Genomic DNA, 24538 nt, shown 5'->3' on the forward strand with positions numbered 1-24538 from the left:
CCAATTTTTCAGGGGTTCCGGCTTGCAAAGAGGCATCGCCGGGCCAGCCATACAGACAGGGGCAGCACATCCATGTTTACTCGTGATATGAAAATCGCCGGTTTCGATGACGAACTTTGGAACGCTATGCAGGCGGAAGAAAAACGCCAGGAAGCGCACATCGAACTGATCGCGTCTGAAAACTACACCAGCCCGCGGGTGATGGAAGCCCAGGGCAGTGTGCTGACCAACAAGTACGCTGAAGGTTACCCCGGCAAGCGTTACTACGGTGGCTGCGAGTTTGTGGACATCGCTGAGGATCTGGCCATTGCCCGCGCCAAGGAGCTGTTTGGTGCCGCCTACGCCAACGTGCAGCCGCATTCCGGTTCACAGGCCAACTCTGCGGTGTTCATGGCGCTGCTCAAGCCCGGTGATACCGTTCTGGGTATGAGTCTTGCTCACGGTGGCCACCTGACCCACGGTGCCAGCGTGAACTTCTCCGGCAAGATCTACAGCGCGGTTCAGTATGGCCTGAACCCGGAGACCGGTCTGATCGATTATGACGAAGTGGAAGCTCTGGCTGTCGAGCACAAGCCGAAAATGATCATCGCGGGCTTCTCTGCTTACTCGCAGGAGCTGGACTTTGCCCGTTTCCGTGCCATCGCCGACAAGGTAGGCGCGTATCTGTTTGTTGACATGGCCCACGTGGCCGGTCTGGTCGCCGCTGGCGTCTACCCGGATCCGGTACCTCACGCCCACGTGGTTGCGACCACCACGCACAAAACCCTGCGCGGCCCACGTGGCGGCCTGATCCTGGCCTGTGACGACGAAGATCTGCAGAAGAAGCTGAACTCCGCTGTGTTCCCAGGCGGTCAGGGCGGCCCGTTGATGCACGTGATTGCGGCCAAGGCCGTGTGCTTCAAAGAAGCCATGAGCGACGAGTTCAAGGCCTACCAGCAGCAGGTCGTGAAGAACGCCGCCGCCATGGCAGAGGTGTTCATCGAGCGCGGCTTTGACGTGGTTTCCGGTGGTACCAAGAACCACCTGTTCCTGGTGAGCCTGATCAAACAGGACATTACCGGTAAAGACGCGGATGCCGCACTGGGCAAAGCGCACATTACCGTAAACAAGAACGCCGTGCCGAACGATCCTCGTTCACCGTTCGTAACGTCCGGACTGCGCATTGGTACTCCGGCGGTGACCACACGCGGCTTCAAGGAAGCCGAGTGTCGGGATCTGGCCGGCTGGATGTGTGACATTCTCGATAACCTTGAAGACGAAGCTGTTAACAGCCGTGTGCGGGAGCAGGTGGAAGCTGTCTGCGCACGGTTCCCGGTCTACGGCTAACAGGCATAGACAGGTCAGCCCGGGCGCTCCGGTGAGTGCCCGGGTTCTTTCTTTCCGGAGCAGGTGATTTATGCATTGTCCTTTCTGTGGTGAAGCCGATACCAAGGTGATTGATTCGCGCCTGGTGGCCGAGGGTGACCAGGTTCGCCGCCGCAGGGAGTGTCTGTCCTGTCGTGAGCGATTTACCACCTTTGAAACTGCCGAGCTGGTGATGCCCCGGGTCGTTAAGCAGGATGGTACCCGGCAGCCATTTGATGAAGAAAAGCTGCGGGCCGGCATCATGAAAGCTCTGGAAAAACGTCCGGTCAGCATTGAGGAAATCGATGCCGCCCTGAACCGTATCAAGTATCGTCTCCGCTCGACTGGTGAGCGTGAAGTCAAGTCGATGCAGTTGGGTGAGGAGGTAATGACCGAGCTGCGCCAACTGGACAAGGTTGCCTACGTGCGTTTTGCGTCGGTTTACCGCAGTTTTCAGGACATCAACGAGTTCAAGGAAGAGATCGAGCGGCTGTCCCAGGGTAATGGCGATACCGCGGTGGATGTTGCCAGGGCATTGGTGGATAACGGTACAGACAAAGGCAAGGCATGATTTCAGACCGTGATCGGGCAATGATGGCCCGGGCCGTTCAGCTGGCCTGGCGCGGTCGCTATTCCACCCATCCAAATCCCCGTGTTGGTTGTGTTATTGCCAAAGGCGATCTGATTGTGGGCGAGGGCTGGCACGAGCGTGCCGGTGAAGCCCACGCGGAAGTGCGTGCTTTGAGCCAGGCCGGCCATGAGGCTCGGGGAGCCACCGCCTACGTTACCCTGGAGCCGTGCAGCCACTACGGGCGCACGCCGCCCTGCGCACGGGCACTGATAGATGCCGGTGTGGCCCATGTGTTTGCCGCCACCAAAGACCCGAATCCGTCTGTGTCTGGTCGGGGGCTGGATATGCTAAGGGAGGCTGGCATACGGGTGACCGAAGGCGTGATGGCCGATGAGGCTGCGCGTCTGAATCCTGGCTTCATGAAGCGTATGAATACCGGTCGCCCCTGGGTGCGGCTGAAGATGGCGGCCAGTCTCGATGGCCGGACCGCCATGGCCAGCGGTGAAAGCCAGTGGATAACGGGCCCGGAAGCGCGCGCGGATGTGCAGCGTTTGCGGGCGATCAGCGACGCTATCCTCACCGGGGTAGGCACGGTACTGGCGGATGACCCCTCGTTGACCGTTCGGCGGGACGAGATGGGCGATATCGGCGATGCCACGGATCCGTCCCGGCAGCCGTTGCGGGTGATCGCCGACCGGGATGCCCGTACGCCCGCCACCGCCAGGATTCTTCAGGGTGGCAATGTGCAGGTATTTTGCGCCAGTTCGGCGCTGGCCTCAGGCCCGGCCCAGGATCTGGCTGCGCTCGGCGTCAGCCTCACCGGGGTTGCCTGGAAAGATAACGGTGTTGATGTCGCCGAGTTGCTGGACGCGCTGGGTGAGCTTGGTATTAACGAATTGCTGGTTGAGGCCGGCCCTACACTGGCTGGTACGTTCATCGGTGAAAATCTCGTGGACGAGCTCTGGCTTTACCAGGCCCCGGTTTTCCTGGGTAGTACTGGCAGGCCGACAGCGCATCTGCCGCTGGAGACCATGGCCGACAAAGTGCAATGGAAGGTGCTGGATCGTCGTCAGGTGGGTGAGGATCAGCGTCTGATCCTGGCTCGCCACTAATCATTCAATCCATTCCCCGTGAACCGGCTAGACTGTCGGGAGGGGTGAAAGGGTGCAGAACCGTATGGCACTGAACAGCATTGAAGAAATCATTGAAGACATTCGCCAGGGCAAAATGGTCATCCTGATGGATGATGAGGATCGCGAGAATGAGGGCGATCTGGTGATGGCAGCGGAGCACTGCACGGCAGAGGCCATCAACTTCATGGCCCGCTTTGGCCGCGGACTCATCTGTATGCCCATGACCCGTGATCGCTGCGAACAGCTGGGCCTGCCGTTGATGGTTCAGCAGAATGCCTCTGGCTTCGGAACCAAATTTACCCTGTCTATCGAAGCCCGTGAGGGTGTTACCACGGGCATTTCCGCAGCGGACCGGGCTCGTACCGTGCAGGCAGCGGTTGCCCGGGATGCCAAGGCTTCTGACCTGGTGCAGCCGGGGCATATTTTCCCGCTGATGTCCGATCCTGGTGGCGTTCTCAGCCGTGCCGGTCACACCGAAGCGTCCTGCGATCTGGCGGCCCTGGCCGGCTGTGAGCCGGCCGGCGTGATCTGTGAAATCATGAATGATGACGGTTCCATGGCCCGGCGCCCGGATCTTGAAAAGTTCGCAGAAGACCATGATCTGAAAATCGGCACCATCGCAGACCTGATTCATTACCGCACCATGAACGAGCGAACGGTGGAGTGTGTGGAGCAGAACGAACTGGATACCGAGTACGGCGTGTTCAAGCTGCACACCTACCGGGACAATATTCAGGGTGCAACCCATCTGGCGATGGTCATGGGCGATATCCAGCCGGAGGAGCCGGTGTTTGTGCGTGTGCACATTACCGACACCCTGCGTGACCTGCTTGGCGCACGCCGTAAAGATTCCCGGAGCTGGCCGCTGCACCATGCCCTGGAGAAGGTTGCGGAAGAAGGCAAAGGTGTGGTGGTGCTGCTTAACAGCGCCGAAGACAGCTACAACCTGGAAGACCGGATTCAGGAGTTCTTTGACAAAGGGCAGGGCTCCTCAGGCAAGGGCAGTTCCGGCGTGTATTTCACCGTCGGTACCGGTTCCCAGATTCTTCGGGATCTCGGGGTGGGTAAAATGCGCCTGCTCAGTCCGCCGGTGAAATTCTCTGCCATCTCCGGTTTCGACCTGGAAGTGGTGGAATACGTACCTTACGCCCCCGAATGATAAACCCGGTCATCGCCCAAAAAACGATGACCCGCGAAGGAGCCCGAGATGGCAGATATCAAAGTAATTGAAGGTGATTTTACCCAGTGCAGCGGCCGCTATGCGCTGGTGGTTGGCCGGTTTAACGGCTTTGTGGTGGAAAGTCTGGTGGAAGGTGCAGTGGATACCTTGCGTCGTCACGGCATTTCCAATGATGACATCGCCATTATCCGTGTGCCGGGTGCCTATGAAATGCCACTGGCGGTCAAGCGCGTTGCCGAAACCTCGGATTACGACGCCATTATTGCCCTCGGCGCGGTAATTCGTGGTGGTACTCCCCACTTTGAATACGTGGCGGGCGAGGCCTCCAGCGGCCTGGGCGCTGTCAGCCTGGAAACCGATGTCCCGGTTACCTTCGGCGTATTGACCGTAGATTCCATTGAGCAGGCCATCGAACGCTCCGGCACCAAGGCCGGCAACAAGGGCGCGGAAGCCGCCATTACTGCCCTGGAAATGGTCAGTCTGTTCAAAAAGTTGGGTGAGTAATGAGCGAAGCGGGTGACACTTCTCCCCAGCCGGGGAAAACCGGCCAGCCCAAGGCAGGCGATCGCCGCCGGGCACGGGCGCTGGCCATGCAGGGTTTGTATCAGCGGCACTTCAGCAAAACGCCGATTTCTGATATCGAAGCCGAGTTCATGGTCGACAACGACATGAGCAAGGTCGATATCATGTATTTTCGGGATCTTCTGCGTGGCGTTTACCGCGAGCAGGCAGAGCTCGACAAACTGCTGGAGCCGTTTCTGGATCGACCCCTGAAGGAGGTCGACCCGGTTGAACTTGCGATCGTTCGCCTGGGCGCCTATGAGCTGAAACACCGCATTGATGTGCCCTACAAAGTGGTCATCAACGAGGGTATTGAAATGGCCAAGCGCTTTGGTGGCACCGAAGGGCACAAGTTTGTGAACAGCATTCTGGACAAACTCAGCCGCCGGCTTCGCCTGGCCGAGACCCGCCCGCGTTGATTCATGGGTGAGTTTGAGCTGATCCGGAGGTATTTCCAGCCGCTGGCCGATGGTTCCGGGCAGGATCAGCTCCTTCTCGGTCCCGGCGACGACTGTGCGATTCAGCGGGTATCGCCGGGGCTGGATCTGGTGTTTTCTGTGGACACCCTGGTAGAGGGCGTTCATTTCCCTTCCGATTATTCGCCCGATTATCTCGGGTGGCGAGCTCTGGCGGTTGCGGTAAGTGATTTGGCCGCGATGGGCGCAAGCCCGGTCTGTTTTACTCTGGCTTTAACCTTGCCAGACGCCAATCAGGGCTGGCTGAAGCCGTTTTCAGAGGGGCTGGCCCGGGCCAGCAAAGCCTTTGGTATCGCCCTGGCGGGCGGAGACACTACCCGTGGGCCCCTGACAATCAGTATCCAGGTGCACGGCACCGTTGAGAGTGGGCGTGCGCTGTATCGATCCGGCGCGAAGCCCGGCGACCTGATATGTGTCAGCGGCACGCTCGGGGCGGCCGGTGCCGCTCTTGATTACCTTGCTGCCCCCGCGCCCTCACCGGCCCAGCTCGCCTTGTTGTCACGTTATCATTTCCCGCAGCCTCGTCTGTCACTGGGTCAGCAGCTGGCGGGCTGTGCCTCCTCTGCCATAGATATTTCTGACGGGCTCCTGGCGGATCTCGGCCATATCCTTGATGCCTCGGGGGCCGGAGCGCGAATCGACACGGGACGTATACCGATGATGGCGGAGTTGGTTGCATTAAAGGGTGAGAACGCCCGGGATCTGGCGTTGGGAGCAGGAGATGACTATGAGCTTTGCATCACCATCCCGCCAGAAACCTTCGGCACCCTTGACGCTTCTGTGGCCTGTGAGCTGACGGTCATTGGAGAGATTACTTCGGAGCCTGGCCTTCAGCTGAGCGGGCCGGTCTCTGGCGTCATTCAAGGATATGAGCATTTTGGGAGACCCGCATGAGTGATGAGCTGATGCATGAACCGGACGCCGCCCAGGTTATCTTGCCCCCTGGCTTTCTGAAAAATCCGGTCCACCTGTTGGCCTTCGGTTTTGGCAGTGGCGCAGCGCCCAGGGCGCCGGGAACCTGGGGCAGTCTCGCCGCTATTCCGGTTTGGTATGGCTTTTCCTGGCTGCCGCCGGTGGCCTATTGGCTGGTAGTTCTGGCGGCGTTTCTGGTGGGTATCTGGTTGTGCGGCAAAACCGCGACAGATCTGAAAGTGCATGATCACGGCGGTATTGTCTGGGATGAGTTTGTGGGGATGTGGATTGCCCTGGGCTTGTTTCCGGATCAGCTTTACGGGGTACTCATGGCGTTCATGCTGTTCCGGCTGTTTGACGTGTGGAAGCCCTGGCCCATCAGCTGGCTGGATGAGCGCCTACCGGGTGGGCTCGGTATTATGGTGGACGATGTGGTCGCCGGGGCCATGGCGCTGGGTTGCCTTTGGGCAATTGACGTATGGGTGATGCCCTATATTGTCTAACGAAGGCATCACCCATTCGGTTTGTCGGGTGGGTTAGTGCACCTGCTGCTCTTCCGGCAGCATGCGAACAACATGCAGAAAGCGTTTAAGGCCGACTTCTGCCCGCTCTCTCGAAGCAAACGGCCCGCTGTCGAAGCCCTCTCGGGTGGTAAAGTACCATTTGCTCCCTACGCAGAAAAAACGACTGCTGCGAAACGGGACGGGGCCTTGCTCTCCTGTCCTGCGCTGAGTGTCCATGGTTTCTCCTGAGCCCATTTGTTTTTTCTTCTCGGGCTATGCGTTGTGTAAGCCGACTTGTTTAAAACTAATCCAATTGCTGGCGAATTCAACAATTTTTTACATTCTTACGCCGGGCATCACATTCCGGACCTTTCAGCATCGAAAGCGAATTCGATTGTGTGCCTTGCTCTGATCAGCCGGGATGGTCAGAATGCTTGGCAGCGTTGCCCTCAACATTGCAGGCCGTGCCAACGGCCATCCCTATGGATAAGGAGATGAAGTGAGTATGTGTCACGTTCCAAGGCTTTTCAAGTTGCTGGCTGTTCTGGTGAGTGTGGTCATGGCGGGCTGTGCGTCTACCGTGGCCAGGGTCGATACCTGGGAAGGCCAACTGCCCGCGGCAACGGAGCCGGCAGTGCTTCAGGCGCCCGGTGCGATACAGGTGGTCAGCGTGAATGGCCGGAGCATGACCAACTTCCTGATCGACGACCTGGCACTGGATTACGGTTTGCTGCCTGGTGAAAACGAAGTGGTGTTCAACTATAAAACCATCTGGGCCAAGGCCGGTGTGGTGCGCAATGGCGAATCCAAAGTTCATGTCATTGAGAGCGGTCCTCAGGTGGCACGGTTCGAGGCGAGCCCGGACGCGGTCTACCGTTTCGAGTTTGATAAGCCGGGCAGCCGCCAGGAAGCCGAAGCCATGATGGAGAGCTTCTCGGCAAAGATTGTTGCCGGTAACGGTACCGTGGTGGCGGTATCTGAGGAATGGGACGGACAGTCCCGGTTGACAGCCAACCGCACTCCGGTACCGGTGTCTGACGCAGAAGGTGTCGGGCGCACCCAGGACGGCACCGCACTGGAACAGCTCAAAGCCATTTGGGCAGATGCTTCGGACGAAGAGAAGAAAGCCTTTCTGCGTTGGGCATTCGAATAATCTCGGGCCGGGCCTGCGGGCCCGGCTTTTTCACTATCTGATTAGTACTGCAGCTTACGCCCCGGTTACCGTCTGAATTTGCCCAGCCCACCTTTCAATAGCTTTTCCACATAGGCCAGGACATCATCGGTCAGGTTGTGTTGCGGTTCCGGAAACTGCTCATGGCCCTGGTCGGGGCCCAGTTCTGCTGCTGCTTTCTCTATCGCTTCCAGGCTGTCATGTACCAGCTCCGGTAGCTGGTCGCTGTCGGCGACCACGTCCGGGCAAAGGGTGAAATTCAGGGTGAGCTGGCCCTGGTAGCTGACCGCGACAATTACCAGCCCAAGGCTGTCGAACAGGGGGGCGCTGTTGTAATGGCGCACCAAACGGGCACCTTGCAGGTACAGCGGTACCTGCGGGCCCGGTACGTTGGTAATCGGCACATTGAACAGGGGCTGATAGCGTTGTGCCACCTGAAGCTCGGAATACAGCCGGGCTGACAGTGCCAGCAGTGTTGATGGTAGCAGTTCGGTCAGCCGGTCCGCGGCTATGGCTTCACGGTAGGGTTCCGATTCTACCGCGTTACGGTGAATTCGCCGGATCCGGGCTGCCGGGTTGGGTTCTGCGGTGGCCAGGTCCAGCAACATGGCCGACATCTGGTTGCCGGTGGCCTTGCGAAGACTGCTGGAGCGAACCGAGATCGGTGTCATGGCGACCAGCGATGTTCTCGTTTCGATGTTCTGGTTGGCGAGGTATCGGGCCAAAGTTTCGGCGCACAGGCCGAGGACCACGTCGTTCAGGGTGACGTCCGCCAGAGAGCCTTTGATGGCTTTGAGCCGGGATAAGTCCACGCTGGTTGAGACAATTCGCCGGTTGGCAGTAATCTGCCGGTTGAAGGGGCTGTGGGGTGCGGTAAACAAGGGCAGCGGCAATGGCAGCTTGTGCAATTGCTTCTGGATCAGTCCCCGGGTTGTGGCTTCGGCGGCGTTATAGGCCAGCGAGGCCAGTTGCATCGGCGTTTTCAGCATGTTGGCGCCGGCCTGCAGGAACACCCGCTCCTCCGAAGGTTCCTGCCGTGGCAGCCAGGGTCGGGGTGGTGTGATGGTTCTCGGGCTGGGTGTGTACTCTAGCAGTTTGCCCATGATTTCCTCGCCACTGAAGGCATCAATGGCCGCATGGTGCAGTTTGACGATCAGTGCAAACCCTTCTTTCTCGCCCTCGGGGTCGTCGATCCGGAAACCATCGACAAAGGTTATGTGCCAGAGCGGCCGGTCGCGTTTCAGTGGTTCCTCAAGAATTTTCGAGGCCAGTGACATCAGGCTGGCCTGCTTGCCGTGTTCACCCAGGTTCACATAGGCGAGGTGCCGCTCAATGCTGAAATCGGCATCGTCCACCCAATAGGGGCGGCCCAGCCGCAGAGGGATTTCTTTCAGTTTCTGGCGGAACAGAGGCACCACGTGGAGGCGGCTGCGCAGGTAGGCGACGAAGGTGCTGAACGCCAGCGGGTTAGACAGGCCGCTGGCATCAAACAGATAAACGCCGCCGATGTGCATCGGGGTGGTGTCTGATTCCAGATACAGGAACGAGGCATCCAGTTCCGACAGCTGACGCATGGAACGCACTCCTTGTGTTTCTCGTTGTACTCGGCTGACCAGTATACTCCAGACCGTGAATTCCCCGGTTGGCTCCGTTGCCTCAGGAATCCGCCGGCTTGAGCCACTTGCTCAGGCTCTGGTCTTCGCTCAGCCGGTTCCAGAACCACATCAGCGCCTTGCCTTTGTCTTCACTGTGCCGGGCCAGGTGGATGGCGATCGGGGGGCGTGGTTCATGCACGGCTTTCGTCACCAGCCGGCCCGCGACCAGTGCCTCCCGGATGCGTGGCAAGGGCAGCCAGCCAACGCCGAGGCCCGCTTCCTGTATGGCGATTTTCTGGTCGATGTTGGTGACGGTCAAGGTTCGTTGGCGCCGGAAGATACCGGCATGGCCGGGGGGGAGCGCGCGGGAGGTATCGGCGGCAACGGCAGCGGGAAATGGGGCGATGTCGCTTTCTGTCAGGGGTTCTTCTGCCTGGGCCAAAGGGTGGTTGGCCGCCACGGCAAAGACGAAAGGTATCTCCCCCAGTGGCTTGGTGGTAAAGCTTCCGGCGGGCTTGCTGAGCTGGTCTGCGCCGATCACCATGTCGACGCGCCGGCTTTGCAGGGCGTCCCAGGCGCCTGCAAAGACCTCCTCCACCACCTGTACATCCACTGGAACGCCCAATTGGTAAAAAGCGTCAATCGCCGGAAACAGGCATTGTGCCGGCAGCAGCGAGTTGAATCCTATTCTAAGCCTGGTTTCCCAGCCCTGAGCTACCTGGCGGGTAGAGTGAGCCAGGTTCTCGGCGGCTTCAAGCAGCGAGCGGCCTTCCTCCAGCAGGTAACGACCGGCGGGCGTGAGCACGGCTTTGTGGCCGGTTCGGTCAAAGACACTGACGCTGAGGTCTTCCTCAAGCTTCTGAACGGTGTAACTGATGGCCGAGGGAACCCGGAACAGTTCGCTGGCGGCACCGGCAAAACTGCCCTTGCGGTCGATAGCGTCCAGTACTTTGAGTGCGTCGATGGTAATGGCTGTATGCATGTTCGAATAATCTGAAAGTGTTTGCCAGAAATGCTTGCTATCAGCCTAGCAGCACAGCCGTTAGCCTGTCTCTATTAATTCAGAACCGGGTCGGCCCCATCACACTTCATCAGGGCAAATTTCATGGTGGCTGACCTCGTAGGAGGGTAGTTATGGGCTTGTTGGTTGACGGCTGTTGGCACGATCAGTGGTATGACACGGGCAGAACCGGCGGCAAGTTTGAGCGCGAAGCGGCGCGGTTCCGAAACTGGGTAACCGCTGATGGCTCTGCCGGGCCGGCCGGAGAGGGTGGTTTTCCTGCAGTGAGTGGCCGGTATCACTTGTATGTTTCCATGGCCTGCCCCTGGGCCCACCGCACCTTGATTTTCCGGAAGCTCAAAGGTCTGGAGAACCATATTTCGGTGTCTGTCGTGCACCCGGACATGGTGGAAAACGGGTGGGAGTTCCGGCCCGGTCGCAAAGAACATCAAGACGACTTGTATAATTTTGACTTCATGCACCAGATTTATACCCGTGCCGCCCCGCATTATTCTGGCCGGGTCACGGTGCCGGTGTTGTGGGACAAAGAGCGCGAAACCATTGTCAGTAATGAATCCGCAGACATTATCCGGATGTTCAATTCCGCCTTTGATGGCCTTGAGGGCGTGAATAACTACCGGGATTTCTACCCGGAAAGCCTGCGTGGTGACATCGAGGCGGTGAATGAACGGGTTTACCACACGGTGAACAATGGCGTTTATAAAGCCGGGTTCGCCACTGCGCAGGACAAGTATGAGGAGGCCTATCAGGCCCTGTTCGACTCCCTGGACTGGCTGGAAGAAAGGCTGGCGGAAAAGCGCTATCTCACCGGTAACCGGCTAACCGAGGCCGATTGGCGGCTGTTCACCACGTTGATCCGGTTTGATGCGGTGTATTACAGCCACTTCAAGTGCAACCGCCAGCAGATCCGCGACTATCCGAATCTGTCCGGCTATGTGCGGGAGCTATATCAGGTGCCGGGCGTGGCGGAAACCGTGGATCTGGGCCAGATCAAGCGTCACTACTATGTAAGTCAGCGCACCATAAACCCAACCCAGATTGTGCCGGTGGGGCCAGAGCTGGAATTCGAAGCACCCCACGGGCGTGAACATCTCGGCTGAATGGGCCTGGTCTACTAGCTGACCCGGGCTACCGCCACTTCGGTCAATAATTCCAGCGCCTGCCGGTGCTCAGAGCCCGGCAGGCAGGCCAGCAGGTCTCTCGCGATCTGCGCCTGCTCTTTTGCTTTTGTCATGGTGTATTCGATGGCACCGGACGCCTTAACGATATCCAGTACCTTCGGCAGGTCATCCAGCCCTCCCTTCCGGATGGCCTGGCGGATCAGTTGCCTTTCGGCTTCGCTACCATTGGCCATGGCGTAGATCAGCGGCAGGGTGGTTTTGCCTTCCGCCAGGTCGTCTCCCACGTTCTTGCCCATGGTTTCGGCATCGCCCTGATAATCGAGAACGTCATCAACCAGCTGGAATGCCAGCCCGAGGTGTTTGCCATAGTCTTTCAGGGCATTTTCCTGTTCCCTGCTGGCTCCGGCCAGCAGGGCGCCCGTGTGGGACGCGGCTTCAAACAGCATGGCGGTCTTGTTGTGGATAACGACCATATACTGGTCTTCGCTCAAGTCCGGGTTCTTCACATTCATCAGCTGCATGACCTCTCCCTCGGCAATAACGGCCGTGGCGTGCGACAGCACGTTCATGATCGGCAGGCTCTGCAGCTCGACCATCATTTCGAAGGCCCGGGCATAGAGGAAATCGCCGACCAGCACGCTGGGCGCGTTGCCCCATTTTGCGTTGGCTGTGCTGCGGCCGCGGCGCATATCGGAGGTGTCTACCACATCGTCGTGCAGCAGGGTGGCGGTATGCAGGAATTCAATCACGGCAGCCAGCTTCAGATGATCGTCTTTCTGGTAGCCGGCGGCCTGGCTGGCCAGGAGAACCAGCAAAGGTCGCAGGCGTTTGCCGCCGCTTTCGATAATGTACTGGGCGATTTTCTCAACCAGCGGGACATCGGAAACGAGCCGCTTGATGATAAGGTCGTTAACGCGGCTGAAATCATCCGCTACGGTGTCGTAGATGCGCTGGGCTGTCATCGGGCCGGTAAGTCCCTTGCTGGTGTTTTCGTTGAGTTTTCGGGCAGGTCGCGGCAATGCTAGGTATTGCTGCTTACAGTGTCAACTTGAGCCGGAATCCGGCTTGTATTGGTCGACGGGTTTTCGTACAATCACGCGCCCAACTCATCCCAACCTGCGCTCCCTGCAATAGGGTCGCCAGAGCGCTTCCCTTAGAACCAGGTGGATAAGAGCAGGGATGGGTCAATCGCGGAGACTATGAATGTACGCAGTTATTGTTAGCGGTGGTAAGCAGCACCGTGTAAAAGAAGGCGAAACTCTGAAGCTGGAAAAGCTGGAAGTTGAAACCGGCGGTTCCGTTGAGTTTGATCGTGTTCTTCTGGTTGCCAATGGCGACGACGTAAAAGTTGGCGCTCCGGTTGTTGAAGGTGCCAAGGTGACCGCAGAAGTGGTTAGCCACGGTCGTCACGACAAAGTGAACATCATCAAGTTCCGTCGTCGTAAGCATCACATGAAGCGTCAGGGCCACCGTCAGTGGTTTACTGAAGTCAAGATCACGGGTATCCAGGGCTAAGCCCTCGAATAACCCCTTAATGAAGGAGGCTGGTAATGGCTCATAAAAAGGCAGCAGGTAGTACCCGTAACGGTCGCGATTCCGAGTCGAAACGACTTGGTGTCAAGCGCTACGGTGGCGAGTCTGTATCTGCAGGCAGCATCATCGTTCGTCAGCGTGGCACCCGTTTCCACGCTGGCAGCAACGTAGGCATTGGCAAGGACCACACCCTGTTCGCGAAAGCGGAAGGTCAGGTGAAGTTCGAAACCAAAGGACCGCAGAACCGCAAGTTCGTAAGCATCGTTCCGGCTGCGTAAGCAGCGGCGATCCGGTTCTGTTGAACCTTGGGTTTGCCTGATATGCTGATTTAGTCAGTTCTCAGGTGAATCCGGAGCCCCGCAAAGCTTCCTTGAGGCTGCGGGGCTTTTTAGTTTATGCAAAGGCATTTGGCGTATGAAATTTGTAGACGAAGCCACCATCATTGTTGAAGCCGGTAAAGGCGGGCATGGTTGCCTGAGCTTCCGGCGGGAAAAGTACGTGCCAAAGGGTGGTCCCGACGGCGGTGACGGTGGGGATGGCGGTTCCGTCTATCTGGAGGCGGACAGCGCACTCAATACCCTGATTGATTACCGCTTTCAGCGTAAATACAAGGCCCAGAATGGTGAGCCGGGCGCTGGCCGTAACTGCACCGGTACCAAAGGCGAAGATCTGGTGCTGCCGGTGCCGGTTGGCACGACGGTAGTGGATATGGATACCCATGAAGTGCTGGGTGATCTCACCAAAGAAGGTCAGCGTCTGAAAGTGGCCCAGGGTGGTTTTCACGGTCTTGGTAATACCCGCTTCAAGTCGTCCGTTAATCGTGCTCCGCGTCAGACCTCCAAAGGGTCTGAGGGTGAGGCGCGTAATCTGCGTCTGGAACTGAAGGTTCTGGCTGATGTCGGTCTGCTGGGTTTGCCCAATGCCGGCAAGTCTACGTTCATCCGGTCGGTTTCCGCCGCGCGCCCGAAGGTAGCGGATTATCCCTTCACCACCCTGGTACCAAATCTTGGTGTGGTCAGTGTGCAGGCCCATCAAAGCTTTGTTATCGCGGATATCCCTGGTCTGATTGAGGGGGCCGCGGAGGGAGCTGGGCTTGGTATTCGTTTCCTGAAGCACCTGGTCCGGACGCGCTTGTTGCTGCACTTGGTGGATGTTGCTCCATTTGACGGCTCGTCCCCGGCCGACGCGGTCAGGGCGATTGCCCACGAGCTCGAAAAGTTCAGTGAAACGCTGGCCAGCCGTCCACGTTGGCTGGTACTGAACAAGGTCGATATGGTTGCCGAGGAAGATCGCGAGGCCCATTGTCAGGCCATTGTTGATGAGCTTGGCTGGGAGGGGCCTGTGTTCCGCATTTCCGCGCTGAGTGGTGAGGGCACCAAACCTCTGGTGCAGGCCGTGATGCGCTGGATTGAGGAGCAGGCTGAGCAGGAAGCCGACAATCCCGATTTCGCTGAGCAGGAAGCCGCGCGCAGGCGTCGCATGGACGAAGAGGCCCGTCAGAAAATTGAGGCGGATCGTCAGGCCCGTAGAGCGGCCCGCAACGCGGATGATGACGACGACTTTGACGACGATGATTACGACGTTGAAGTGGTTTACGCACCGGAATAACTCACTAACGGAAGAGACCGTACCGCTATCATGAGTGAACGCCTTCAGCTTCGACAGGCCCGCCGCCTGGTGGTCAAGATCGGTAGTGCCTTGCTGACCAATGATGGCAAAGGCCTGGATGTGGCCGCGTTGGGGTTGTGGGTAGATCAGATCGCAGAGCTGATTGCCGAAGGGGTGGAGGTGGTGGTGGTGTCCTCCGGCTCGGTCGCCGAAGGTATGAGTCGCCTTGGTTGGACCGTTCGCCCCCAGCACCTGCACGAGTTGCAGGCTGCGGCTGCTGTGGGGCAGATGGGGCTTGTGCAGACCTGGGAGGCCCAGTTCAAGCGCCATGATATCCATACGGCGCAGATTCTGCTGACCCACGACGACCTCTCCGACCGCAAGCGTTACCTGAACGGCCGCAGTACCCTGCGTACGTTGCTGGATTACGGTGTGGTGCCGATCGTGAACGAGAACGATACGGTGGTGACCGACGAGATCCGCTTTGGTGATAACGACACCCTGGGTGCGCTGGTGGCGAACCTGATTGAGGCGGATGGTCTGATCATTCTGACCGATCAGGTGGGCCTGTTTAATAAAGACCCCCGCAAGCACGGCGATGCTGTGCTGGTGACCGAGCGCAGGGCGGAAGACCGCGAGCTGGATGCCATGGCCGGCGGTGGTGCCGGAGCGCTCGGGCGCGGTGGTATGCAGACCAAGCTGAGGGCGGCCCGGTTAGCGGCCCGCTCAGGCGCGTTTACCGTGATTGTTGGTGGCCGGATTGAGCATGTGATTGCCCGATTACGCCAGGGTGATGTGATTGGCACCTTGCTGTTGCCGGAGCAGGGGCGACTGGCGGCCAGAAAGCAGTGGATTGCCAGTCACTTGCAAACCCGGGGCAAGCTCACGCTGGATGATGGTGCGGTGAAGGTGTTGCGCCAGGGTGGACGGAGTCTGTTGCCGGTGGGTGTGAAGGCGGTGTCAGGGCAGTTCCGGAGGGGGGAGATGGTCTCCTGTGTCGATCTGACTGGCAAAGAAATCGCGCGGGGGCTGGTTAACTATGACGCTGATGAAGCCAGGGCCATCTCGGGTCGGTCCAGTGATCGCATTAATGATGTTCTGGGTTATGTGTCTGATGAGGAGATGATCCATCGGGATAATCTGGTGGTGGTTTGATCTTTTTCGCTTGATTCAGACACAAAAAAACCGGCTGATTAGCCGGTTTTTTTATTTCGCACAGAATCAGGCGCTTTTGAGGGCCTTGATTTTGGCGTTCAGACGGCTCTTGTGGCGAGCAATCTTGTTCTTGGCGAAGATGCCTTTGTTAACCATGCTGTCCATGATCGGCTGAGCTTCTTTCAGAGCAGCCTGTGCTTCATCGTGGTTGCCGGCCTTGATCTTGGCGTCGACCTTTTTCATGTAGGTGCGTGCCATGGAACGCAGGCTGGCGTTATGCTTGCGGTTTTTCTCGTTCTGACGAGCGCGCTTCTTGGCTTGCGGGGAATTTGCCACCGTAAAACTCCTGAAAATTCGTTGCTATAAAAAAGAAATTTTTACATCGCGGGCGCGCCAAAACCAGCGCGTCGAAATAAATGACGCGGAACTATGCCGCTGAATGCCCGAAATGTCAAGGCCGCCGCACGGTTCGTGCCTCGCCTGCAAAGCCCTGTGATACACTCCGGCATCGCAGCGCTGGGGCTGGCCGTGGGGCGTTACTCCGCCTTGTGGATTACCGAGATGGCCCGTAGCTTCCACTCAGGATTCTGGACGTCGAAATCATGTCTTCCGAACAACGAAAGCCACCCTCAACAGGGAAGTCAGAACCGCCCAGGGCGCCGGGATTGTTGAGATCGTCTGGCGTGGTCGGGATGATGACCATGCTGTCCCGGGTGTTGGGTCTGGTTCGGGATATGGTGATTGCCCGCTATTTTGGCGCGGGAGCGGGGGCTGACGCGTTTTTTGTGGCATTCAAGATTCCCAACTTCCTCCGGCGTCTGTTTGCCGAAGGTGCGTTTTCTCAGGCTTTTGTGCCGGTGTTGTCATCCTATCGGGAAACGCAGGATATTTCGCAAGTGAAACGCCTGGTAGACGCCGTGGCCGGTTCTCTGGGTTTGGTGCTTCTGGCGGTAACTCTTGTTGCGATGCTCGGCTCGCCGGTGCTGACCGCGGTGTTTGCGCCAGGATTTCTGGGTGACGACGTCAAGTTTGCGCTCACCAGCGAGATGCTGCGCATTACCTTTCCGTATCTGCTGTTGATATCCCTGACCGCCTTTGCGGGTGGCATTCTCAACAGTTATGACCGGTTTGCGGTGCCGGCCTTTACGCCGGTACTGCTGAACCTGGCCATGATTGCTGCGGCTATTTTCCTCACCCCGGTGATGGATGAGCCGGTGATGGCGCTGGCCTGGGGCGTGTTCATTGCCGGGGCCTTGCAGCTGTTTTTCCAGTTGCCGTTTCTGATGCGTTTGGGGTTATTGCCCAGGCCCAGGATTGATTACCGGCACGAAGGGGTAAGTCGTATTCTGAAGCTGATGGCGCCGGCGCTGTTCGGGGTTTCGGTCAGCCAGATCAATCTGTTACTGGATACCGTGCTGGCCTCCTTCCTGCAAACCGGGAGCGTGTCCTGGCTGTACTACTCCGACCGTTTGTCGGAGTTGCCATTGGGGGTGTTCGGTATTGCGATCGCCACGGTGATTCTACCCAGTCTGTCGCGCAAGCATGCGGCAGCATCTGCGGACCAGTTTGCGGCGACCCTGGACTGGGCTGTGCGGGCCGTTCTGCTGATCGGCGTGCCGGCCGCCCTGGCGTTGGCTTTGCTGGCAGAGCCCTTGATCGCAACTCTGTTCCACTACGGCGAAGTGACCGATCGCGATGTCGCGATGTCAGCACAAAGTCTGCGGGCCTATTCTGCGGGTTTGTTGGCGTTCATGTTGATCAAGGTGCTGGCACCGGGTTTTTTCGCCCGGGAAGATACCAAAACCCCGGTAAAGATTGGTGTGATCGCCATGGTCGCCAATATGGTGTTTAACCTGGCGCTGATCGTGCCGCTGGCGCATGCCGGGCTTGCGCTGGCGACATCGCTTTCTGCCTGGCTCAACGGTTATCTGCTCTGGCGCGGACTTCGCAAGGAAGGCGCCTGGAAAAGCCAGTCGGGCTGGCCGAAGTTCCTGATGCAGCTGGCGGTTGCGAACAGCGCGCTGGCAGCGGTGATCCTCTGGCTGAACGTGCCGGTTGGCCAATGGCTGGCCTTTACTGGCCTGCAGAGGGCTTCGGAAATGACGATTCTGGTTGTGGCTGGGGTTCTCGCCTATTTTGTTGCGCTGGCCCTTGCAGGTGTTCGCGTGCGGCAATTCCGCCAGAAGTAAGGCATCGTCATTTCTACCACGCCCGCTCCTGGGGTATAATCGCGCGTTTTCTCACCAGTGCGTCGCGCGTTCGCGCCGGCGCGCCGAAAGCCATTGGCAGCATTAGGGTTCGCAGTACATGCGTCTGATTCGAGGCCTGACCAATCTCAAGCGTATCGCGGGAAGTGCGGATTCTCCGCTGGCTGATGGGTGCGTGGCCACTATCGGCAACTTTGACGGCGTTCATCGGGGCCACAAAACCATCATCGATCAGGTCAGAGGCAAGGCTCAGGCACTTAACCTGCCGTCTGTGGTGATGATTTTCGAGCCTCAGCCCCAGGAATTTTTCAAGGGGGCGGAAGCGCCTCCCCGGTTGATGCCGTTTCGCCAGAAATTTGAAGCTCTGCTTGGCGAAGGCGTTGATGTGGTGCTGTGTATCCGCTTTGACGAAACCTTCCGCAGCTATTCCGGCATGGGCTTTATCGAGGATGTGCTGATCCATGGCCTTGGGGTTCGTCACCTGGTGGTGGGCGACGACTTCCGCTTCGGCTGCGACCGGGCCGGCGACTTCAGGCTGTTGCAAAGCGTGGGGCAGGAACGGGGCTTTACAGTTGAGAATACCCGCACCGTTGTCGTGGACGGAGAGCGGGTGAGTAGCACCCGGGTGCGCAACGCCCTGAATGTGAACGGACTTGAGGAAGCCGAGCGACTCTTGGGGCACCCTTACCGGATCCATGGGCGGGTGGTATATGGCCGGCAGCTGGGCCGGCAGATCGGCGCGCCCACCGCCAATATCCTGCTGCATCAGATGCCGGCGCTGAGAGGGGTTTACGTGGTGAGGGCCCGGCTCGATACCGGGGAATGGCGTGATGGCGTGGCGAACATCGGCCTGCGCCCCACGGTAGATGGCAAGCGACCATCGCTGGAAGTGCACCTGTTTGACTTTGCTGGCACACTTTATGGCCAGCACCTGGAAGTCGTGTTCCGCCATGGCCTGCGGGACGAAGTGAAATTCGACTCTGTTGACGAACTTCGGCAACAGATCGCCCGGGATTTTGAGCATGCCCGGGCCTGGTTGGCGGAGAACCCCGCCACCCCGGAAACCTGATTCAACTGACCAACCAAGAGTACGCACACAGACATGAGCGACTACAAGCATACCCTGAATCTGCCGGAAACCGCGTTCCCCATGCGCGGTAACCTGGCCAAGCGCGAGCCGGACATGCTCAAGCACTGGCAGGACCTGAACGTTTACGGCAATCTGCGCAAGCAGCGCCAAGGTCGTGAGAAGTTCATCCTGCACGATGGCCCTCCCTACGCTAACGGCAGCATTCACATCGGGCATGCGGTCAACAAGATCCTGAAAGACATGATCGTGAAATCCCGCAGTTTCATGGGCTACGACGCACCCTACGTGCCGGGCTGGGATTGCCACGGTCTGCCCATCGAGCACAAGGTTGAGCAGGAAATCGGCAAGGCCGGCGTGAAGGTGGACTACAAAACCTTCCGCCAGGCCTGCCGAGACTACGCCACCAAACAGATCGAAGGCCAGAAGGCCGACTTTATCCGCCTGGGCGTGATGGGTGAGTGGGACAAGCCCTATCTGACCATGGATCCGAAAGTGGAGGCGGGCATTGTCCGGGCGTTGGGCAAGATCGTCGCCAAGGGCCACCTGGTGCGGGGCTTCAAGCCGGTTTACTGGAGTGTGGTTGGTCAGTCCGCACTGGCAGAAGCCGAAGTTGAATACCAGGACAAAACGTCAACCCAGATTGACGTGCGCTTCACTGTCGTGGATCAGGACGCCGTACTGAAAACCTTCGGAACCAGCGAAGGTGAGGGCGATGTATCCCTGGTGATCTGGACCACGACTCCCTGGACGATTCCCGCCAACCAGGCGGTGTCCATCGGTGCCGATATTGAATACGCACTGGTACAGTTAGATGTCGGCCACGGCGCTGAGCGAATGATTCTGGCCACGGACATGGTGCAGGGCATCATGGCTCGCTGGGGTGTGGAAGACTACAAAGTGCTGGCCAACGTCTCCGGTTCCGCACTGGAAAACCAGTTGCTGCAACATCCGGTGTACGACAAGCAAGTGCCTGTGCTGCTGGGTGACCACGTTTCCCTGGACGCCGGTACCGGTGCAGTACACACAGCGCCTGACCATGGTATGGAAGACTTCGTGGTGGGTAAGGAATACGGCATTGGCACCCTCAACCTGGTGAAAGCCGACGGCACCTATACTGACGCGGCCGGCGAATTCGCTGGTGTGCACGTATACAAGGCCGATGAGCCGGTATGCGCCGCGCTGGAACGCGAAGGCAAGCTGGTACGCTCGGAAAAATTCCGCCACAGCTACCCGCACTGCTGGCGCACCAAGACCCCGCTGATCTACAGGGCTACGCCCCAGTGGTTCATCAGCATGGACAAGCTTAACCTGCGCGCCGATGCCCTGGAAGCCATCAAAGGCGTGCGCTGGGTGCCGGCCTGGGGCCAGAATCGCATCGAGGCCATGTTCGAGCAGAGCCCGGACTGGTGTATTTCTCGTCAGCGCACGTGGGGCGTGCCGATCACCCTGTTTATCCATAAGGAAACCCAGGAGCTGCACCCGAACACCCAGGAGCTGATCGAGAAAGTCGCCCAGGCGGTGGAAACCGGCGGCATCGATGCCTGGTACGACATTGACCAGAACGAACTGCTGGGCGCCGATGCTGACCAGTACGAAAAAGTGCTGGATACCCTGGACGTCTGGTTTGACTCGGGTGTCACCCATGACTCTGTATTGCGGGTACGTGAAGAATTGGGCCAGTTCCCGGCCGATATGTACCTGGAAGGCTCTGACCAGCATCGTGGCTGGTTCCAGTCATCCCTGAAAACCTCCATTGCCATGAATGGCGTGGCGCCGTACAAGCAAGTGCTCACTCACGGCTTCACTGTGGATGCCAAGGGCTACAAGATGTCCAAGTCCCTGGGTAACGTTATCGCCCCACAGGAAGTCATGAACGAGCTGGGTGCAGACATCCTGCGTTTGTGGGTCTCTGCCACCGACTACAGCGGTGAGATGAGCGTTTCCAAGGATATCCTGCGCCAGACTGCAGACGGCTATCGCCGTATCCGCAACACTGCACGCTTCCTGTTGAGCAACCTGACCGGGTTTGATCCGGACCAGCATATGGTCGCGCCGGAAGACATGATTGCCCTGGATCGCTGGATGGTCGACCGCGCCCTGCAGCTCCAGAACGAACTGCATGAAGACTACGGCAACTATGCCTTCCTTCGGATCTACCAGAAGGTGTACAACTTCTGTGAAGCCACCCTGGGTGGCTTCTACCTGGACATCACCAAGGACCGCCAGTACACCACCCAGGCCGACAGCCTGGCGCGACGTTCCTGCCAGACCGCGCTCTATCATGTAGCCGAAGCCCTGGTGCGCTGGATTGCGCCAATCCTGAGCTTCACCGCTGATGAAATCTGGCAGCACCTGCCGGGTAAGCGCGGCGACACCGTGTTCTACGAAACCTGGTACGAGGGCTTGACTGCGCTGCCTGAAGGCTTCGAGTTAGGCCGTGACTACTGGCGAGAAATCTACGCTGTGAAAGAGGCGGTCAACAAGTGCCTGGAAGAAGTCCGTGCCCGTGGTGAAATCAAAGGCTCGTTGAGCGCGGAAGTGACTCTGTACTGCGAAGGTAGCCTGGCCGAGCGTCTGAACTATCTAGGTGAAGAGTTGCGCTTTGTGCTGATCACCTCTGAAGCCACCGTTAAGCCGGTGAGCGAAGCGGCGGGCGTAGAGCAAACCAACCTGGAAGGTCTGCTGGTGAAAGTGACCCCGGCGACTCACGCCAAGTGCGAACGCTGCTGGCACCACCGTGAAGACGTGGGGCAGAACGAGCAGTACAGCGATCTGTGTGGCCGTTGCGTGACCAATGTGGAGGGCCCGGGTGAAACCCGCGCTTACGCCTGATGGATGCGGTCATGACTGAAAGCACTGGCAGTAAACTGAAATGGCTGTGGCTGGCGGTGCTGGTCATCGCCATTGACCTGGGCACCAAAGCCATAGCCACGGCTATGCTGACCTACGGTGACCCGGTACCGGTACTGCCCAGTTTCAACCTGACGTTACTGCACAACACTGGCGCGGCATTCAGCTTCCTGGCCGATGCCGCCGGCTGGCAGCGCTGGTTCTTCGTCACCCTGGCGGTTGTGGTCAGTGTGGTGCTGGTGGGCTGGCTGAGAAAACTCAAAGCCGATGAAACCTGGACCGCGATTGCCATCGTATTGATCCTTGGTGGCGCCATCGGCAACGTGTACGACCGGGTGGTGCATGGCTACGTGGTGGACTTCCTGCATTTCTACTGGCAGGACTGGCATTTCCCGGCCTTCAACCTGGCCGACACCGCCATCACCATTGGTGCTGCCATGATGATCATCGACGCATTCCGCAAACCCGCTGACGATAGCGGCGATGCCGACAGGAGCAACTGATTCCCATGAAAGAACTCCCCATCGACAAGGGAACCCGAGTAAAACTGCACTTCGCCCTGAAGTTTGAAGACGGCGAAACTGTGGATACCACCTTCGACAAAGAGCCGGCTACCCTGGAAATCGGTGACGAAAACCTGCCGCAGAACTTCGAAGCCTACCTGATGGGCCTGAAAGCCGGCGACCACAAAACCTTCGAAGTGCCTCCGGAAAAAGCCTTCGGCCAGCATAACCCCAGCAATATCCAGACCTTCAAGCGCCACGAATTCAGTGCTGACATGGTTCTGGAGCCGGGTGTGGTGATTTCCTTCGCCGACGCGCGCCAGCAGGAACTGCCCGGTGTGATCAAGCGGGTAGAAGGTGACCAGGTGGAAGTGGACTTTAATCACCCGCTGGCAGGGCATACACTGAGCTTTGAAGTTCAGATTATCGACGTTGAACCAGCAGGGCCGACACACTGATTATGCACATTCGACTCGCTAACCCCCGTGGCTTCTGTGCCGGCGTAGACCGCGCCATAGAAATTGTAAACCGCGCGCTGGACGTGTTCGGAGCACCCATCTACGTGCGCCACGAAGTGGTTCACAACAAATTCGTGGTCGACAACCTGCGCAACCGGGGCGCGATCTTTGTCGACGAGTTGGACGAAGTGCCCGACGACAAACTGGTGATCTTCAGCGCCCACGGCGTCTCCCAGGCGGTACAGAACGAAGCTTCCCGCCGCGGCCTGAAAGTGTTCGACGCCACCTGCCCGCTGGTCACCAAGGTGCATATGGAAGTGATGCGCTACAGCCGCGACGGCCGCGAGTGCATCCTGATTGGCCACCATGGACACCCGGAAGTGGAAGGCACCATGGGCCAGTACGACCACAGCAACGGCGGCGACATCTACCTGGTGGAAGACGAAGCCGACGTGCAGAAGCTGAAAGTGAAAGACCCCAGCCGCTTGTCCTTCGTTACGCAAACCACGCTGTCCATGGACGATACCGCCCGGGTAATCGATGCTCTGCGCGCCAAATTTCCGGAAATCGAAGGCCCTCGCAAAGATGATATTTGCTATGCCACCCAGAACCGGCAGGACGCCGTCAAACAACTGGCCGGAGACTGCGATCTGATGCTGGTGGTGGGCTCCCCCAACAGCTCCAACTCCAATCGCCTTCGGGAACTGGCTGAGCGCATGGGTACGCCGGCTTACCTGATTGACGAAGCTGACCAGATCGACCCGCAATGGCTTGAAGGAAAGAAAGCGGTGGGTGTAACTGCTGGTGCCTCAGCACCGGAGGTGCTGGTGGCGGATGTGATCAATCGGCTCAAGGAGCTGGGTGGTGAAGAGCCGGAGGAAGTGTCCGGGCGTGAGGAGAATATTGTGTTTTCCATGCCGAAGGAATTGCGGATTGATGCTGTAAATGTGTGAGCTGTGTCTTACTTTGGCGAGCTGATTCCCGCTTGTCAGTCAGAAGCCGCCACTTGTCGATGACATCTGGCGGTTTTTTTGTGCGCCTTTATTCTATAGAGATGAAAAATTGTTCAGGGAGCTGGCTTATGCGCAGTATTAGAGCGCAGCGAGGATTTACATTGATTGAGTTGTTGGTACTTGTGGCCATTCTGGGAGTCGTTGCCACCATCGCGGTGCCAAGCTTCTCACGTATTATTGAAAGCAATCAGCTGACCACCACCGGTAATGATTTGGTTGGAGCTTTAAACCTGGCGAGATCAGAGGCCGTGCGTATGGGAGCTCCGGTGTCCCTGGTGCCCGCCGGGTCTTTCACCGCTGGTTACCGTGTGGTCGATAATGGTGGCTCCGTTATCAGCGAGTTTCAGGGAGCTCCCGGTTCCTACAGCATTACCCGAACTCAAGGCGGCAACCCGAGATTTGCGGCAACGGGGCTGCTCCTTGGCGCCCCGCCGCCAATATTCGATATCTGTCGGGCGTCTGGCGAAGATGGGGTAAGAATTACAATGACCGGTGGCGGTCAGATCCGTTCTCAACGAATAACCTGTCCATGA

General features: G+C 58.4%; 26 protein-coding genes. 21 read left to right on the forward strand and 5 right to left on the reverse strand.

The genetic code is table 11. The features are described 5' to 3' along the window. Positions 1 to 72 precede the first annotated feature (72 nt). From glyA to OZ656_RS04010, 8 genes are all read left to right on the forward strand, one after another. Positions 73 to 1326, forward strand: coding sequence for a serine hydroxymethyltransferase (glyA, locus tag OZ656_RS03975; protein WP_113880389.1), 1254 nt, complete (start codon positions 73 to 75; stop codon positions 1324 to 1326). A gap of 70 nt (positions 1327 to 1396) precedes the next feature. Next, positions 1397 to 1915 carry a transcriptional regulator NrdR gene (gene nrdR, locus OZ656_RS03980; RefSeq protein ID WP_011784360.1) on the forward strand — a complete coding sequence of 173 codons (519 nt, stop codon included), beginning with the start codon at positions 1397 to 1399 and terminating at the stop codon, positions 1913 to 1915. Beyond that, positions 1912 to 3027, forward strand: coding sequence for a bifunctional diaminohydroxyphosphoribosylaminopyrimidine deaminase/5-amino-6-(5-phosphoribosylamino)uracil reductase RibD (gene ribD / locus OZ656_RS03985; RefSeq protein WP_022992195.1), 1116 nt, complete (start codon positions 1912 to 1914; stop codon positions 3025 to 3027). The genes nrdR and ribD overlap by 4 nt, the downstream gene beginning before the upstream one ends. Positions 3028 to 3091: 64 nt before the next feature. Next, on the forward strand, positions 3092 to 4207 hold the full coding sequence (ribBA, locus tag OZ656_RS03990) for a bifunctional 3,4-dihydroxy-2-butanone-4-phosphate synthase/GTP cyclohydrolase II (RefSeq protein ID WP_303293598.1): 1116 nt from the start codon (positions 3092 to 3094) through the stop codon (positions 4205 to 4207). Between the two features lie 48 nt (positions 4208 to 4255). Beyond that, a complete protein-coding gene (gene ribE, locus OZ656_RS03995; protein ID WP_011784363.1) occupies positions 4256 to 4732 on the forward strand; it encodes a 6,7-dimethyl-8-ribityllumazine synthase in 477 nt (158 codons plus the stop codon). After that, entirely contained in the window at positions 4732 to 5208 is a 477-nt protein-coding gene (gene nusB / locus OZ656_RS04000) for a transcription antitermination factor NusB (protein ID WP_014420583.1), read from the forward strand. Before ribE ends, nusB begins: the two co-directional genes overlap by 1 nt. Before the next feature lie 3 nt (positions 5209 to 5211). Beyond that, positions 5212 to 6159, forward strand: coding sequence for a thiamine-phosphate kinase (gene thiL / locus OZ656_RS04005; protein ID WP_379944977.1), 948 nt, complete (start codon positions 5212 to 5214; stop codon positions 6157 to 6159). Further along, on the forward strand, positions 6156 to 6680 hold the full coding sequence (locus OZ656_RS04010; protein ID WP_379944978.1) for a phosphatidylglycerophosphatase A: 525 nt from the start codon (positions 6156 to 6158) through the stop codon (positions 6678 to 6680). The genes thiL and OZ656_RS04010 overlap by 4 nt, the downstream gene beginning before the upstream one ends. Positions 6681 to 6713: 33 nt before the next feature. On the opposite strand, the gene OZ656_RS04015 is transcribed toward OZ656_RS04010, so the two are convergent. Then, entirely contained in the window at positions 6714 to 6917 is a 204-nt protein-coding gene (locus OZ656_RS04015) for a DUF6316 family protein (protein WP_011784367.1), read from the reverse strand. A gap of 268 nt (positions 6918 to 7185) precedes the next feature. Between OZ656_RS04015 and OZ656_RS04020 the strand changes: the two genes are divergently transcribed. Continuing rightward, entirely contained in the window at positions 7186 to 7833 is a 648-nt protein-coding gene (locus tag OZ656_RS04020; protein WP_379944979.1) for a DUF2057 family protein, read from the forward strand. Positions 7834 to 7898: 65 nt separating this feature from the next. On the opposite strand, the gene OZ656_RS04025 is transcribed toward OZ656_RS04020, so the two are convergent. After that, positions 7899 to 9425: a wax ester/triacylglycerol synthase family O-acyltransferase gene (locus OZ656_RS04025; RefSeq protein ID WP_379944980.1), complete on the reverse strand. Its 1527-nt coding sequence runs from the start codon at positions 9423 to 9425 to the stop codon at positions 7899 to 7901. Positions 9426 to 9507: 82 nt separating this feature from the next. After that, the gene (locus tag OZ656_RS04030) at positions 9508 to 10428 is read right to left on the reverse strand and encodes a LysR substrate-binding domain-containing protein (RefSeq protein WP_379944981.1); all 921 of its coding nucleotides are present in this window, start codon (positions 10426 to 10428) and stop codon (positions 9508 to 9510) included. 152 nt (positions 10429 to 10580) lie between these two features. Here OZ656_RS04030 and OZ656_RS04035 point away from each other — a divergent pair, with 152 nt between their 5' ends. Further along, positions 10581 to 11567 (forward strand): glutathione S-transferase family protein, encoded by a 987-nt coding sequence (locus OZ656_RS04035; protein WP_379944982.1) that lies wholly within the window; start codon positions 10581 to 10583, stop codon positions 11565 to 11567. Between the two features lie 14 nt (positions 11568 to 11581). Here the strand turns inward: OZ656_RS04035 and ispB are convergent, their stop codons facing one another. Next, the gene (gene ispB, locus OZ656_RS04040; protein ID WP_379944983.1) at positions 11582 to 12550 is read right to left on the reverse strand and encodes an octaprenyl diphosphate synthase; all 969 of its coding nucleotides are present in this window, start codon (positions 12548 to 12550) and stop codon (positions 11582 to 11584) included. Between the two features lie 241 nt (positions 12551 to 12791). On the opposite strand from ispB, the gene rplU reads away from it, so the two are divergent. The 4 genes from rplU to proB all read left to right on the forward strand — a co-directional run bounded on the left by rplU (position 12792) and on the right by proB (position 15884). Beyond that, positions 12792 to 13103: a 50S ribosomal protein L21 gene (gene rplU, locus OZ656_RS04045; RefSeq protein WP_011784373.1), complete on the forward strand. Its 312-nt coding sequence runs from the start codon at positions 12792 to 12794 to the stop codon at positions 13101 to 13103. A gap of 35 nt (positions 13104 to 13138) precedes the next feature. Beyond that, positions 13139 to 13399, forward strand: a complete 261-nt coding sequence (gene rpmA, locus OZ656_RS04050) for a 50S ribosomal protein L27 (protein ID WP_011784374.1) — start codon at positions 13139 to 13141, stop codon at positions 13397 to 13399. Between the two features lie 136 nt (positions 13400 to 13535). Continuing rightward, entirely contained in the window at positions 13536 to 14729 is a 1194-nt protein-coding gene (gene cgtA, locus OZ656_RS04055; protein ID WP_228225022.1) for an Obg family GTPase CgtA, read from the forward strand. Positions 14730 to 14759: 30 nt separating this feature from the next. Beyond that, the gene (proB, locus tag OZ656_RS04060; protein ID WP_014420591.1) at positions 14760 to 15884 is read left to right on the forward strand and encodes a glutamate 5-kinase; all 1125 of its coding nucleotides are present in this window, start codon (positions 14760 to 14762) and stop codon (positions 15882 to 15884) included. 66 nt (positions 15885 to 15950) lie between these two features. On the opposite strand, the gene rpsT is transcribed toward proB, so the two are convergent. Next, the gene (gene rpsT, locus OZ656_RS04065) at positions 15951 to 16220 is read right to left on the reverse strand and encodes a 30S ribosomal protein S20 (protein ID WP_011784377.1); all 270 of its coding nucleotides are present in this window, start codon (positions 16218 to 16220) and stop codon (positions 15951 to 15953) included. Positions 16221 to 16486: 266 nt separating this feature from the next. On the opposite strand from rpsT, the gene murJ reads away from it, so the two are divergent. The 7 genes from murJ (at position 16487) to OZ656_RS04100 (ending at position 24538) form a co-directional block, all read left to right on the forward strand. Next, complete coding sequence (gene murJ, locus OZ656_RS04070; protein WP_379944984.1) at positions 16487 to 18073, forward strand: murein biosynthesis integral membrane protein MurJ; 1587 nt, start codon at positions 16487 to 16489, stop codon at positions 18071 to 18073. Between the two features lie 118 nt (positions 18074 to 18191). After that, complete coding sequence (ribF, locus tag OZ656_RS04075; protein WP_011784379.1) at positions 18192 to 19160, forward strand: bifunctional riboflavin kinase/FAD synthetase; 969 nt, start codon at positions 18192 to 18194, stop codon at positions 19158 to 19160. 33 nt (positions 19161 to 19193) lie between these two features. Next, positions 19194 to 22013, forward strand: coding sequence for an isoleucine--tRNA ligase (ileS, locus tag OZ656_RS04080; RefSeq protein ID WP_379944985.1), 2820 nt, complete (start codon positions 19194 to 19196; stop codon positions 22011 to 22013). Further along, entirely contained in the window at positions 22013 to 22534 is a 522-nt protein-coding gene (gene lspA / locus OZ656_RS04085; protein WP_379944986.1) for a signal peptidase II, read from the forward strand. The genes ileS and lspA overlap by 1 nt, the downstream gene beginning before the upstream one ends. A gap of 5 nt (positions 22535 to 22539) precedes the next feature. After that, complete coding sequence (gene fkpB, locus OZ656_RS04090; RefSeq protein WP_379944987.1) at positions 22540 to 22992, forward strand: FKBP-type peptidyl-prolyl cis-trans isomerase; 453 nt, start codon at positions 22540 to 22542, stop codon at positions 22990 to 22992. A gap of 2 nt (positions 22993 to 22994) precedes the next feature. Next, complete coding sequence (gene ispH, locus OZ656_RS04095; RefSeq protein ID WP_379944988.1) at positions 22995 to 23945, forward strand: 4-hydroxy-3-methylbut-2-enyl diphosphate reductase; 951 nt, start codon at positions 22995 to 22997, stop codon at positions 23943 to 23945. Between the two features lie 128 nt (positions 23946 to 24073). After that, a complete protein-coding gene (locus tag OZ656_RS04100) occupies positions 24074 to 24538 on the forward strand; it encodes a GspH/FimT family pseudopilin (RefSeq protein WP_286714931.1) in 465 nt (154 codons plus the stop codon).

Source organism: Marinobacter sp. LM1, from assembly GCF_042763285.1.
Taxonomy (GTDB): Bacteria; Pseudomonadota; Gammaproteobacteria; order Pseudomonadales; family Oleiphilaceae; genus Marinobacter; species Marinobacter nauticus.